The sequence below is a fragment of the Desulfacinum infernum DSM 9756 genome (assembly GCF_900129305.1).
Taxonomy (GTDB): Bacteria; Desulfobacterota; Syntrophobacteria; order Syntrophobacterales; family DSM-9756; genus Desulfacinum; species Desulfacinum infernum.
This window is the reverse complement of the sequence record NZ_FQVB01000014.1, coordinates 69,260-82,867: the sequence shown is the minus strand read 5'-3', so window position 1 is coordinate 82,867 and position 13,608 is coordinate 69,260. Positions and strand designations below refer to the sequence as shown.

Genomic DNA, 13,608 nt, shown 5'->3' with positions numbered 1-13,608 from the left:
TGAGAGGCCTCGCTATCCGAAGATCCAGTTGGGCACGAAGAGCACCAGCTGCGGGAAGAAGACCAGCACCACGATCACCGCCACGACGGCCGCGGCGAACGGCCAGCTCTCCCGGATGTATTCCTCGATGGAACATTCCATGATACTGCACACCGAGTACATGGAAACGCCCACGGGCGGGGTCAGAAGCCCGATGGCGCAGGTGAGCACCATGACCACGCCGAAATAGACCAGGTCCACGCCCACGTGGGCCATGATGGGCACCAGGATGGAGGTGAGCAGCAAAATGATCACCGTGGAGTCCACGATCATCCCCAGCACCAGCAGAAACGCCAAGACGATGGCCGTGATGGCGTGTCGGTCCTCGCTGAAGTTCAGGAGCACCTGGGAAAGGGTCTGGGGGATCATCTCCCAGGTGATGCCGTAGCTGATGAGGCCCGAAAGGGCGATGAGAAACATGATCATGCCCACGTCCATCACCGTGAACCGCACGGCCGAGACGAACTTTTCCCAGGTGAGTTCCCGGTAGGCCGCCACACCCACCACCAGGGCGTAGATGGAAGCGAAGGAGCCCGCTTCCGAGGGGACCAGCAGGCCGAAGCGAAGGCCCACGATGAGGATGAAGGGGAAGAGCAGGGCCCAGAGGCTCCGCACCGCCGTGGTGACCACGTCGCTCAGGGGGGCTCTCGACGGCCTTTCCGGCGCGTAGCCCTTGGCGCGAGCCGTCATGGAAACGGCCGCCATGAGAAAGATCATCATGAGGAGGCCGGGGACGATGCCGCCGGCGAAGAGCCTTCCGATGGAGACCTCCCCGATGCTGCCGTAGAGCACCAGGCCGATGCCCGGCGGGATGGCGACGGTGATGAGGCCGGTGAACCCGTTGATTCCGGCGGCGTATCCCCGGGAGTAGCCCCGTTTGAGCATCTCCGGGCCCAGGATTCGGCACTGCATGGACGCGTCGGCGATGGCCGACCCGGACACTCCTCCCATGAGGGTGCTCAGCACCACGCTGGTCTGGGCCAGCCCGCCGTGCATGTGGCCCGCCAGCACCGACGACAGGGCCATGAGGCGGGACGTGATGCCGGTGTTGTTCAGAAGATTGCCGGCGAAGATGAACATGGGGATGGCGAGCAGGGCGAAGTTTTGCGTTTCCGCCAGGATGAGCTGGGCCGGCATGGTGAAGGGCAGGCTGGGCTGCTGGACGAAGAAGACGAACCCGGAGATGCCGATGGCGAAGGCCACGGGCATGCCGAGAAGGAGGAAGAAGACAAAGACGATGAAAACCCAAAGCATGGGAGACTCCGGCGTTTAGGGTCGTGACGCGGCTTGCTCGGCGGTCGGCGCGCCCTCGGTTTTCCATCTTCCCACGGCGACGCGTCCCTTGATCAGGGTCGTGATGAGCAGCAGGAAGCTCCCCACGGGCACGCTCAGGGTCACCCACATGTAGCTGAACCCCGGGATCCCCTGGAAGGTCCGGAACCGGCTGGTGTAGCTGAGCTTGATGCCGTAGACGATGAGAAAGACCAGGAAGGCGGTGATGGCCAGGTAGTTGAAGATTTCAATGGCGATCTGCACCCGCGGGGGGAATTTCCGGACCAGGGCTTCCACTCGGATGTGCTTGTCCTTGCGAAGGGCGATGTCCGCACTGAAAAAGGCCGTCCAGGCGAAGAGGAACGTGGCCATGTCCATGCCCCAGCCCAGGGGGTGCCCCACCGTACGGGCCACGCCGCTGGCAAAGATCAGGACCATGATGGCCACCAGGAAGACTCCGGCCGCCAGCTCTTCGCCCTTGCACACAAGGTCGTAGATTTTCTTGATTCGTTCCATGGGGATCCTCGGCCTCCGCGCCCGGGGGAAATCAAAGGGGGGGCGACTGCGGAAGATGCCGCCGGGGATTCCCGGCGGCGACCGCGACGTCCACTATTCCTTGATTTCAGCCAGTTCCTTGTAGATCGTGTCCCGGGCCTCCAGGAGGTTCAGCTTTTCGTAGGCCGCCTTGCCTGCCGCCTTGAAGGCTTCCAGGTCCACGTCCGAAATGACGGTCATGCCCTTCTGCTGGACGATCTGCTTCACCTTTTCGGTGTTTTCCTGGATCATGTAGGAAGTCTGCAGACCCGCCCGGTCACATTCCTCCACCAGGATCTTCTGGTATTCTTCGGGCAGGCTGTTGAACCACTTGCTGCTGATGACCTGGAAGTTGATGAGCAGGAAGTGGCCCGTTTCGTTCACGTACTTGAGGACTTCGTAAAGCTTGCCGGCGGTGATGTTGTCGTAGACCAGCTCGGCCCCGTCCACGGCGCCCTGCTGCAGCGCGGTGTAGATCTCACCGAAGTTCAGCGCCGTGGGCACGGCCCCCAGGGCCCGCACCGATTCCTGCCAGATGGGCGCGGGAGGGGTGCGGATGCGCAGGCCCTTGAGGTCTTCGGGTTTGCGGATGGGCGTGTTGGTCATGAAGTGGCGGAAGCCCTGCACCCAGTTGAAGCTGAGCACCTTGAAGCCGAACTCGTCTTCCAGTTGCTTTTCCCACTTCTTGATGGTGGGGCACTTGTTGAGCTTGACCACCTCTTCGATGCTGCTCACGAAATAGGGAGCGTTCATGACGGCGATGCCCGGCACGTAGTTGCCCAGCCGTGCCGAGTCGGTGTTCTGTCCCACGGGAACACCCTGGCGGACCTGCTCCAGGATGTCTTCCTCCACGCCCAGCTGGGAGCTGTGGAAGACCTTGATTTCCAGTTCGCCGTTGGTTCGTTCCTTGACCCTTTGGGCCCATTTGAGGAAGCCGGCATGGTAGGGGTGGGTGGGGCCCAGCACGTGGTTGAAGCGCAGTTCATACTTGGCCTTGGCCTGGGCGGTGGGGCTCAGCGCCAGCACCACGGCCGCCAGCAAAACGGTGACGAATGCAAACCTGCGAGCCATTGGAAACCTCCTGTCTGTGAGTGCACTTGGGTGGATCGGACCTGTCTTTCGTAGCCCAAAGCGGTGGATCATCGCAACGCCATCACCCCCCCCTTTTGCTTCCCGACGGCCGGTGGGACGGGGTGGTCGGGCCGTCGGTCCGCGTCTTGTGGTGGCTCCACGGAGTCTCCAGGAGCTTGAGGACTGCCGTCTTACCTCGCATATCATATCTGATATATCAGATCAACCGTAAAAGGATCCCCCTTCTTCAGGTCGCTCCCGCGCAAGCGGGAGCCCACAGCTTATTGGCAGCCAGATTGGACGAGTCTTTCTCATGGACAGGTCCTGCAGGGCGGTCGTAAAGCCCGCCCCTGCAAAAAGGCACGGACCCCTTGAGTAGGGGCGGGGTTTATCCCCGCCCGCTGATCACGCGGTGTAAGAGACACCCGAAGAAAAAATCGCTATGAGATTTCAGCTTTCGGGCACGTTCCTACCAGAAGGACGCCCGGTACCAGGCGGGCAGCCGGTCCGTGGCGCGGTTCAGTTCGGCGTCCAGGCGGCGGCAGTCCGGTTCGTGGCGGGCCACCAGGTTCCAGAAGGCGGCGTCGTGGCGCAGGTGCCGGCTGTGGCAGAGCTCATGGACGATGACCAGCCGGGCCAGCTCCCGGGGAAGGAGGAGGATCGCCGCGTTTAGGCTCACGGTGCCCCGGGTGGAATAGCTCCCCCAGCGCGTCTTCTGGGTGGCGATGCGAACCGTCGTGTAGGAAAGGCCCGTTTCCCGGCTGAGCTCTTCCACCCAGGGAGGAAGCACCCGCTTCGCCTCTTCCCTCAGCCACCGGCGAAGGAGCCGGCAGCAGACGGGCACCTGCGAAAGGTCCCCGTAAAGGCGGATGCGCGGCTCGGGCCGGTGGCGCCAGGAAATCTCCATGCTCTCCGGCGGGCCGTCTAGGTAGGAGACGGTCCAGACGGTGCCCGCGGCCCGGAGATCAATCCTTTGGGGAAGCACGTCGGCGCGGGTCAGATCGCTTCGCCGGGCATCCAGGCCGGCCAGGCCCTCTTCGATCCAGCGGCGGTGCCGGTCCAGGATCCGGGGAAGGCGGCGCCGGTCGAAGCCCCGGGGGACGGTGAGCACCAGGCCCGCTTCCGGAACAATCCGGAGCGTCACCCGCTTGGCTCGGGCGTTCTCCTTGATCTTGTAGGGTGGGGGCCATGGGCCGCCGTGTGGTGGGGCCACGTTTCTTGTCTCCTGCTGTCTCATGAATTCCCATCACGGGGAGCCCGTGAAAACAAAGGATGTAGCGCACGTTTGGCTATCAGGTCCCTGTAGGGGCGAATGATGATTCGCCCCTACAGGCCGTTTTTTGCGCGCTGGGCTTCGCCCGGCGGCCCGGTGGTCGGAAACTCCGTCTCGGCCCCGAGGGCCGTTGCGACGCCCGCTCAGCTTCCGGAAGCCCGGGCGAAGAGCCGGTCGTAGAGGCCGGACGTTCGGGCGGTGGCCCGGGAGGCGGCCAGCCGAAGGATCTGCTCCGATCCCCATATCTCCACGGACTCTTTCGCCCTTGTGACGGCCGTGTAGACCAGCTCCCGGGTGAGCACGGGGCTGTCGTCTTCCGGAAGGATGAAGAGCACCCGCTGGAATTCGGATCCTTGGGCCTTGTGGACCGTCATGGCGAAGGCGGTTTCGTGGGGCGGCAGCCGAAGAGGCCGCACCTTCCTGAGGGATCCGTCCGCCAGGCGGAACCAGGCGCACAGGCGGCCCTCGTCGTCGGGGTCGGGCCAGATGAGGCCCACGTCGCCGTTGAAGAGCTGCACCTGGTAGTCGTTTTGGGTGATGAGCACGGGCCGGCCCTTGTAGTGGCGCGGACGCCCGCGGTCGCCCGCCCCTCCGACCCCCAGGGCCTCCTCCACCGCCGCGTTCACCGCCTTCACTCCCGCGGGGCCTTCCCGAAGGGCGCACAGGATCCGGAAGGAATCCATCCGTTCCAGGGCCCGGTGGATATGGCCGGAATCCAGGAGGCGCCGGTGATGGTCCAGGGCCCGTTCCCGCACTTCGAGGGGAACCCGGGAAGCCGGAACGTTTCGCATGCGGACGCCTTCGGAAGGGAGCTTGTGGTCGGGCGGGTCCGGTTCCAGGACGGACGCCACGTCCGATCCGGTTCGCACGGCCGCTGCCAGCCGCCCGATGCCGCTTTGGGCGTCGAACCGGTAGCTCTTTTGCAAAAAGACCGTGCAGTCGTCCAGCGGGGAGGCGTGGGGCGGGGGCCCGTGGAAGTCGAAAGGCAAACGGATTCCGGCCGCCTCCTCCATCTTCCACCGCCACAGCTCGCTGTAGGCGGGCGTTCGCCCGCGGCCGCACAGGTCCGCAAAGACGCTTCCGGCTTCCACCGACGCCAGCTGGTCCTTGTCGCCCAGAAGGATCAGGCGCGCGTGGGAAGGGAGCGCCGCAACGGTTCGGGCCATGAGGGGAAGATCGATCATGGACGCCTCGTCGATCACCAGCACGTCCACGTGCAGGGGGTTTTCCGGGTTGTGGCGGGGGATGGAGCGGCCCTCGCGGATGCCGATGAGCCGATGGAGCGTCACCGCGGCGCGGGTCAGTTCCTTTCCCGGGAGCGCATCCGGCTGCAGGGACCCCGCGGCTTTTTGGATCGATTCGGTGATCCGGACGGCGGCCTTTCCCGTGGGGGCCGCCAGGGCGATCCGGGGCGGCCGGTCGGGCTGGAGCGCATGAAGAAGGGCCAGGATGGCCGTCACCGTGTGGGTCTTTCCCGTCCCGGGGCCTCCCGAGATGATGCAAAGCCGCTTCAGGGCCGCCACGGCGGCGGCCGCGCGCTGCCAGTCCACCTCGTCCGGTGAGGACGGGGCGGGAAAGAGGCGGTCCAGGTGGGGCCGGAGCCGGGCCGGGTCCACGTCCGTCCAGCCTTCCGCCAGTTCCAGCAGGCGCCGGGCCAGGTCCTCTTCGAAGGCCCGGTAACGGGCGAGGTAGAGCCGCGTGCCGTCCAGGACCAGCGGCGTGAGGGAGTGATGAGTGACCAGTGATGAGTGACCAGTGGAGGCCATGTCCGGGGGCGTGGATACGGCCGGAGAGCGGCTGAGGGCCTGGATCCAGGGGTCCAGGGGGGGAGCCGAAACGGCGCCGTCTTCGCCCGACGGATCACCGAAGAGGGGCTTTCCGGCGTACTGCGCAAGATCCACGCACACGTCGCCCTCCGCCACGCGGAGGCTCACCAGCGCCGCGGCCAGGAGCACGGGCTCGCTTTCGTCTCCCGATATCCGTCCCACCCAGCGGGCGAACTGCCAGTCCAGTCTTCGAAGTACCCCCTTCCGGGCCAGCTCCTTGAGTCGTTCCAGGATCATGTCTCGCACCCTTCCCGCACCGATCCGTCCGCCGTCCGTTCCCCGTCGACGCCGCCCCTCCGGGGCCGCGTTTCAACATTCCCCGCTAGTTTGGCGCCAATCGCCCCCTCCGCGCAAGCGGACAATTGTCTGCACGCAAAGTCGTGGGCAGCGACTTTGACCTTGCCGGCTCGGGCGGCATTGTCCCCTTCATGCAGCCGCCATGTAGGGGCGGGGTTTATCCCCGCCCGCCTCCCGCTTTCTTGACAATCCTCTCGCTGAACCTAACTTAGTCGTGTAAATCCGGCCAAATACAAATCTCACGGCTCCTTCTCCATTCTCTCACCGCCGCTTCGCGGCAGCAGGGGGACCGGTCTTCATTCAGTGAGAAAGGAGGACAAAATGGAAGATCGCATCAAACTCTGGGACAGAATCAAACGAGGAATGGAAGCCGGGTTCGATGCGGCCATCGCGTCCGTCCACAAGATCACTGAAAAGGCGGGAGAGGGCATTGAGCTTACCCGGCTCCGACGCGAAAAGGCCAGGCTGGAGACGGAGGTCACCCGGCGATTGGCGGAGCTTGGAAACAAGGTGTACGAAAAGATATCGGCCGAGCGCCTTGACCACATCGCCGAGGAATTGGGGATCAAGGATCTGCTCATCGAGGTTGCCCAGGACGAGGCGCGCATGGTCGATATCGACCGGCGGATCAAAAAGGAACTGGAAAGGTCCGGCAAGAACTAGATCGGATTGGGACAATTCTTTCTCATGGATAGGTCCTGAAGGGCGGGCGTAAACCCCGCCCGCTCATCACGCATCATGCGAACGCAGGCCGGAACGTTTGCCTGCACATTTCGGGACCGTCCAGAGCCTTCCAACTCCTAGGAGCCTGTCCGAAAACGCCTGAGATGACCGCTTTTTTCGTAGCGCAGCCCTTTAGGGCTGCGGAGGAATCCGCGAAGTTCGGGCAGACCTTCGGGTATTCCCTATGACTTCATGGCGTTACGATGAACCGTTTCCGCGGGACTGACGCCCCGCGGCTATGAAGGCAACCCAAATCTCCGGCATCATGAGGCGGAGGGCCATTGTCGGACAGGCTCTTAGGAGCTTGTCCGACAATGGCAAATTTGCCTCGTTCAACGCCCACTCGTCATCCCCGCGAAAGCGGGGATCCAGTATTTCCACCAAGTTATGGACTCCCGCTTGCGCGCGAATGACGGTTGGGGGAGTTCTCGGACAGCCTCCTAGCCGAAAGCGATTCCGTCCCGGCGATCCGGGAGCGCTTCTCCTTCACTTATAGATCATCGTTGTCTCAAGGCTTTTATGGCCCACGAGTTCTTGGATTTCGCGGACATCCCTACCACTTATCAAAAGGTGGGTTGCAAAGCTGTGTGGAAGGGTGTGCGCCGAGGCCCGTTTGGTAAGTCCCGCCCGGCGTACCGCACGACGGATGGCACCTTGCAAGGTTTTCTCGTAAACGTGATAGCGGCGCATCTTGCCGTCCGCCGGATCGACGGCAATCTTGTCGGCCGGGAACAGGTACTGCCAGCCCCATTCCTTCCCGGCATCCGGATACTTTCTCGCCAGGGCACCCGGAAGAGGGGCCTCTCCGTAGCCTTTGGCCAAGTCGGCCTCGTACCATTTACGGACCTTGGCCAGGTGGGCCCGAAGCTCCTCCCGCACCGACTCGGGCAATAACGTCGTCCGATCCTTGTCGCCCTTACCACCCCGCACAGTTATCAACTCCCCATCGAAGTCGATATCCTTCACCCGGAGACGCAGCAACTCCATCAGGCGCAAGCCGCTTCCGTAGAGCAGCTTCACCATCAGCCTGTAATCGGGTTCTACCGCCTCAAGCAAGGTCTGCGCTTCGCTGACCGACAGCACGGTGGGAAGTCTTCGTCCCCGTCTGGCCCGAAGGGTCTGGCCCATTCCATTTAGATCCTTTCGCAAGACTTCCCTGAAAAACAGGAGCAGCGCACTGAATGCTTGATTCTGTGTCGAAGCGCTCACGTTCTCGATCATCGCGAGACGGGTAAGGAAGGCTTTCACATCGGACGCAGCGGGTTCCCCCATAAGCCCGGCGTGCTTGCGATAGGCCAGAAATCTCCGCGTCCACTGCAGGTAGGATTTCTCCGTACTCTTTGCGTAGTGGCGGAGTCGGATAACCTCCCGAAGCCGATCGAGTAACTTCTCATCCCCTCCGGGAATGACGACGTTTTTCCGTGTACCATCTTTGTGCCCACTTACGCCGCGATACTGATAACGGTAGATGCCAATGGCGTCCCCCGCCTGCTCAATTTGCCACGCCTTGACACCGGGACGTTCCCCCAGTGCGCTCAGGAACAAGTCCAAGGTTTGGCTCGAAAGTGCAGTCGCGGTGCTTCTCAGCAAAGACAACGAACTCCCGGACCCACCGTACCAGGTGGGATCGGTGTTTGAGCAGAGCCAACTTCTTTTCCCTCAGGAAGTTGGCGTATCCTTGCAGCACTGCCTTCAACTTTTCGTCCATCCCGGCCATCTTCAGTCTTCCGATTCTACACAATCTCCGTAACACTGCGCTTTTCTTGATTGGGTTAACCGAGATCATGAGTCCGGCCGACGCGTTTTCTCATTGTTATGATTGACAATAAGGCACTTGAGGGGTAGTGTGCTATGCTATGCGTGACGAACACAGCCTTGCTAGTGAAGATTGTGTAGAATAGGGAGTTCGTGGGACGCTGCAGCGAAAAGACTCGCCTCCGCGTCCGCCGTTGATCCGCGGCGCCCGCTGGGCGTCAAGATGACCCCGGGCCACTGGCGATAAAATTGAAACTATATGATTGATCCTGCCAGCCAAAAGGAACTCAAACAGGCGATTGCCGATTGTATCGGCACCGACCAAGGGGTGCTGAACGCGCTGCGGGAAGAGATCCGCCCGCTGAAAGGCGCCACGCGCGGCATTCAGCCGCGCGCCACGACGTCGATCTCTCTGGTCGGCACCGATGGCGGAAATAATCAGCTCCGGTTCGACCCCTTCCTGATCCAGCTGATACGGGTGGTAGACAGCAGCAACAACGAGTACTGTTTGGAGGCGGTCTCGCCAACGACGCCTATCGACAAACTAAACACGCGCCAATTCGCACCAGATGGATCGCCTCGGACGGCTCTGGGCGAGATGATGGCCTTTCTGGGCGTAGACAGCCTGCCGGTGCTCTCCCACATGATTCGGCCAACCGACACGGGCAAGCCGGTTTCCCCCAGCTGGGTGCAGGTTTACCGGGAACTGGTCGAGTGGGCCGTCTTGTTCGCCATCCTCAAGAAGGACTTTGGCACCGACACGTTGATCATCTGCGACGGTCTGTTGCGCAGCAAGGTCTTCGCCAAGGACCTTTTCCAGCGCTTGCTCCAAGGCATGAAGGACCATATTGAGACGCATTGGAACAGGAGCCGGCGTCGGGTGTATCTCGCAGGCGTGGCCAAACACAGCAAAGTTCTCTCCAGGTATCGCCTCGCCATGGCCCTGGAAGGCGTGCTTCAGACCGATTATCCGGCCTACGTGGAAGTGCCGCGCGAAGTGGAGGAGAATGCCTACGTCTGGTCGGAATTCGCACGCGGCGATGACCGCGTCGGTGAAGGAGGGGAGATCAACAAGTTCGTCGGCGGCAAAATGTTCCTAGTGAAGTTCGGCTCACAGCGCCGTGACCCAGTGTGGCCGGTGGACATCTTTGTGCCGCAGGTCGGGGAGGCCCAGGCCATCCTTGGCTCGATGCTCGCCGACGCGATCAACGGTTTCCCGGTGCCGCACTACCCCCGTTGCCTGCAAAAGGCGCATGAAAACGCCGCCCTGGTCGATTTCGATTTCGACATTCTACAAGACTTCATTTACGAGGGGGTGCGATCCAGTCTCGGTAAAGACGCGGGGGCTCTGGACGCGTTTCAGTTGCAGGATGCCGACCCCGCACAACGACGGTACGGATAGGAGCACAACATGGCAGAAATCGAACTGTTTCCCAGGGAAAAGGTCGTCGGAATCTTCCGAGGCTTCCAGCAAGGTGGCATGGAGTTTCATGCTGACTTGGTGCTGCCGTACCGAAACGAGTTCCAGAACATCCCGATGCACGGGCAGTTTCTTCTTGTCCAATTGGAAACGCCCGATGAGGCCGTTTTAGGACGCATCGCATCCTTCTCCTCGGAAGGCAAGCTGTCGTACGGATCAGGCGAAGAATTCAATATCCGCGCGGTCCGCGAAGACCGGCCAATCCCTGAAGATCTGCGCGAGCAGTATCTGAAGTACCGGGTGAACATCCGCGTGTTGGGCGTGTTACGCAAGAATGGGATGGGGCTGACCTTCGTCCCCTCGCATCGCCGACTTCCCCATGTGGGTAGCAAGGTGGCGTTCCCGAACAATGAGGTACTGCGCGAGATAGCCGGTCATAACATCGATGGGGCGCCCATCGGCCATCTGGCATTCGGCGAGTACATCTACGCAGCAGGCAGCAAATTATTTGAGGCGCAGGACTGGATGCAGGTGCTTAGCCCGGAGATTTTGGTGCGATTCCCGATTGAGTCGCTGGTATCGCGCCGTAGTTTTATCTTTGCCCGGGCCGGCTTCGGCAAATCCAATCTCAACAAGCTGCTTTTCTCTAAGCTCTACGAGACGACGCCTCACGTCAAAAAACGTGCTGGCAAGCAGGTCCCCGTGGGTACAGTGATTTTCGACCCGGACGGCGAGTATTTCTGGCCTGACGATAAGGGCCGTCCGGGGCTGTGCGATGTTCCGGCCTTGGAGGACAAGGTCGTCGTCTTCACCGACAGGAAAAACCCGAGTCCCTTCTACCAGTCGTTCGTTGCCGGCGGCATCAAGTTGGATATTCGCCGTCTGCGTCCAGGCGATGTAATTTCAATCGCGCTCGGGCCGGAACGTCAGGAGCAGCAGAACGTTCGCAAGCTGCGTGGGCTTCCGCAAGACCGGTGGGAATCGTTGGTCAATCTGATCGATAGCAACGGCAACAGCGCGCCGCTTGACGAAATCTGCCGACTGCTCGATCTCGAATCCCAACGGCAGGAGGCCGAAGCTCTGGCCGCCCGAGGCAACATGACGGCGATCGTGAAGATGCTGCATGACAAGAGCAGCCAGCTCATGGATATGCTGATTTACGCCCTCACCGAGGGGAAGCTGTGCGTTATTGACGTCTCGCAGATGCGCAGCGGCCAATCCCTCGTGCTTTCGGGGCTAATCCTGCGGCGGATTTTTGATCGCAATCAGCAGGAATTTACCTCAGCCGATCCAAAGACGATCCCGACCATCGCGGTCGTCGAAGAGGCGCAATCGGTGCTGAACGAGAAGGCACCGGCTGCGGAGCCCTACATCGCCTGGGTGAAGGAGGGTCGTAAGTATGACCTGGGTGCGCTGCTGATCACCCAACAGCCAGGCAGCATTCCGGTCGAGATTCTCAGCCAGGGCGACAACTGGTTTATTTTCCACCTATTATCGGCGGCGGATCTCACGACCCTGAAACGACCCAATGCCCATTTTAGTGATGACTTGTTGAGTTCACTCCTCAACGAGCCCATCCCAGGGCAGGGTGTGTTTTGGAGCTCGGTGGGTGGCAAACCTTATCCAGTCAGCCTCCGAGTCCTTTCATTCGAGAAGATGTTCTCGATGCGGGATCCAGACTACAACCAGCCTGCCGGCAAAACCTACGCTCAAAAGTTACGCAGTACCTTCTCGGGGATGGGGCAGATGGCGACTACAGCCCGCATTCCCGAAGCCGAGGGAGTGGTTGATTTTTCTGCTGAGAATGAAGTCGAAGGTTACGAGCCGGTGGACGTCAAGGAAAACATTGAACATCAGGCTATCGAAGCATTGCGAGCCGATGCCGACTTGCTGCGGAAACTCAAATCCCAAGATGGTATGCCTTGGTATGGCGTGCAAAAGTTTTTAATGGAACACTTACCAGAACATCTGGAAGATCGCCATCAATTTGCATACAACCTGGTACCGAAAGCGATGAACACGGTGTTCGGGGCACAACCCACGGCGTGGGAGACTTTCAAGAATCCCGCTACAGGGAAAACTTGGATAAAGGTTAACAAGTGACCGACGGTTTCCAGCCCAGCGATAGAGCTCTAAACGGAATTTGCCCCTACTTCACGATGTTCCCGCTCGATTTTCCGCACAACATCCTAAAGCGGCGAGCACAGGCAGGGGATGTGGTGCTTGACCCTTTTTGCGGGCGGGGCACCACCAATTTCGCCGCACGACTGGTTGGCCTCCGTTCCCTTGGGGTGGACTCCAGCCCGGTAGCCGCAGCTATCACAGCCGCGAAGCTCGCTAGGGTCACGGCTGATGACATCCTTGCCGAAGCACGCAGGATCCTGAGCGAGCGTGCGGCGCGTCACATCCCGACGAGTGAGTTTTGGCAGTGGGCGTTCCACCCGACCGTGCTGGACGCACTGTGCCGATTCCGGGAGGCATTCCTGGAGGACTGCACCACAGATGCCCGCATCGCACTCCGCGGCATCGTCCTGGGTGCGCTGCATGGCCCGAAGCAGAAGACCTTTCCGAGCTACTTTTCCAATCAATGCCCCCGCACTTACGCTCCAAAGCCTGCCTATGCAATCCGTTTCTGGCGGGAGAGAGGCCTTGTACCTGAGCCTATCGATGTCTTGGCCGTGATTGAACGGCGGGCGAAGCGCTACTACGCGACGTCTTCCGACATCACTGGAACCGTGCGATTGGCGGACAGCCGGGAGGCCGAGGCACTCCAGCCAGACACGCCGGAAACCCGATTTAGATGGGTGATCACTTCCCCGCCATACTACGGTATGCGAACCTATATCCCTGATCAGTGGCTTCGCAACTGGTTTGTGGGTGGTCCAGACGCTGTTGATTACACCAATTGCGCTCAGATCGTTCATTCAAGTCCAGAGGACTTTGCGGCCGACCTGCGTAAGGTATGGCGCAATGCGGAAATTGTATGCGCGGAGGATGCCAGAATGGTCATCCGGTTCGGCGGCATTACGGAGCGGCGCGCCAACCCGCTGGACATCATCAAGAACTCCCTCCGCGGCAGCGGCTGGCGCATCAGCACCATTAAGAAAGCTGGGTCTGCTACAGAAGGTAAGCGTCAAGCTGATGCTTTCCTTCGAAACAAAACTAAGCCCATGAACGAGTATGATGTTTGGGCTGTCAAGCAATGAAGCGTTACGTCAGTAATCTTTGGAGGCTAATGACGCCCAACAAGGCGCTCCACCGGACGGCAATTCTGCTGCGTTCCATTACCGCCGGTGAGCTTGGCCGTTCGTGGGACGCTACGCGTCCCACGAACGGGCGCTGCGGAATGGCATCCACGTGTTCGGGGACGCGCGATGCGCGCCCTCGAACACGCGGCT

General features: G+C 61.1%; 10 protein-coding genes. 4 read left to right on the top strand and 6 right to left on the bottom strand.

Features of this window, described 5'->3' with window-relative positions; genetic code table 11:
* Positions 1-12: 12 nt before the first annotated feature.
* The 5 genes from BUB04_RS08465 to recD form a co-directional block, all read right to left on the bottom strand.
* Positions 13-1,293 (bottom strand): TRAP transporter large permease, encoded by a 1,281-nt coding sequence (locus BUB04_RS08465; protein WP_073038563.1) that lies wholly within the window; start codon positions 1,291-1,293, stop codon positions 13-15.
* 15 nt (positions 1,294-1,308) lie between these two features.
* Entirely contained in the window at positions 1,309-1,827 is a 519-nt protein-coding gene (locus BUB04_RS08460) for a TRAP transporter small permease (RefSeq protein WP_073038562.1), read from the bottom strand.
* A gap of 93 nt (positions 1,828-1,920) precedes the next feature.
* Positions 1,921-2,916 (bottom strand): C4-dicarboxylate TRAP transporter substrate-binding protein, encoded by a 996-nt coding sequence (locus BUB04_RS08455; protein ID WP_073038561.1) that lies wholly within the window; start codon positions 2,914-2,916, stop codon positions 1,921-1,923.
* Between the two features lie 469 nt (positions 2,917-3,385).
* Positions 3,386-4,129: a M48 family metallopeptidase gene (locus BUB04_RS08450; RefSeq protein ID WP_178371943.1), complete on the bottom strand. Its 744-nt coding sequence runs from the start codon at positions 4,127-4,129 to the stop codon at positions 3,386-3,388.
* Positions 4,130-4,332: 203 nt separating this feature from the next.
* The gene (gene recD / locus BUB04_RS08445; protein WP_073038560.1) at positions 4,333-6,252 is read right to left on the bottom strand and encodes an exodeoxyribonuclease V subunit alpha; all 1,920 of its coding nucleotides are present in this window, start codon (positions 6,250-6,252) and stop codon (positions 4,333-4,335) included.
* A gap of 381 nt (positions 6,253-6,633) precedes the next feature.
* On the opposite strand from recD, the gene BUB04_RS08440 reads away from it, so the two are divergent.
* The gene (locus tag BUB04_RS08440) at positions 6,634-6,975 is read left to right on the top strand and encodes a hypothetical protein (RefSeq protein WP_073038559.1); all 342 of its coding nucleotides are present in this window, start codon (positions 6,634-6,636) and stop codon (positions 6,973-6,975) included.
* A gap of 546 nt (positions 6,976-7,521) precedes the next feature.
* Here the strand turns inward: BUB04_RS08440 and BUB04_RS08435 are convergent.
* Entirely contained in the window at positions 7,522-8,586 is a 1,065-nt protein-coding gene (locus tag BUB04_RS08435; protein ID WP_337833396.1) for an integron integrase, read from the bottom strand.
* 463 nt (positions 8,587-9,049) lie between these two features.
* On the opposite strand from BUB04_RS08435, the gene BUB04_RS08430 reads away from it, so the two are divergent.
* The 3 genes from BUB04_RS08430 to BUB04_RS08420 are packed head-to-tail and all read left to right on the top strand — an operon-like array spanning position 9,050 to position 13,416.
* Positions 9,050-10,192, top strand: coding sequence for a hypothetical protein (locus BUB04_RS08430; protein WP_073038558.1), 1,143 nt, complete (start codon positions 9,050-9,052; stop codon positions 10,190-10,192).
* Between the two features lie 9 nt (positions 10,193-10,201).
* A complete protein-coding gene (locus BUB04_RS08425) occupies positions 10,202-12,313 on the top strand; it encodes an ATP-binding protein (RefSeq protein ID WP_073038557.1) in 2,112 nt (703 codons plus the stop codon).
* A complete protein-coding gene (locus BUB04_RS08420) occupies positions 12,310-13,416 on the top strand; it encodes a DNA methyltransferase (RefSeq protein WP_218588400.1) in 1,107 nt (368 codons plus the stop codon). The genes BUB04_RS08425 and BUB04_RS08420 overlap by 4 nt, the downstream gene beginning before the upstream one ends.
* The last annotated feature ends 192 nt before the right edge of the window (positions 13,417-13,608 follow it).

Coding starts and splice junctions, on each gene's coding strand:
- BUB04_RS08465 (WP_073038563.1), bottom strand. CDS start 1,293: ATGCTTTGGGTTTTCATCGTCTTTGTCTTCTTCCTCCTTCTCGGCATG.
- BUB04_RS08460 (WP_073038562.1), bottom strand. CDS start 1,827: ATGGAACGAATCAAGAAAATCTACGACCTTGTGTGCAAGGGCGAAGAG.
- BUB04_RS08455 (WP_073038561.1), bottom strand. CDS start 2,916: ATGGCTCGCAGGTTTGCATTCGTCACCGTTTTGCTGGCGGCCGTGGTG.
- recD (WP_073038560.1), bottom strand. CDS start 6,252: ATGATCCTGGAACGACTCAAGGAGCTGGCCCGGAAGGGGGTACTTCGA.
- BUB04_RS08440 (WP_073038559.1), top strand. CDS start 6,634: ATGGAAGATCGCATCAAACTCTGGGACAGAATCAAACGAGGAATGGAA.
- BUB04_RS08430 (WP_073038558.1), top strand. CDS start 9,050: ATGATTGATCCTGCCAGCCAAAAGGAACTCAAACAGGCGATTGCCGAT.
- BUB04_RS08425 (WP_073038557.1), top strand. CDS start 10,202: ATGGCAGAAATCGAACTGTTTCCCAGGGAAAAGGTCGTCGGAATCTTC.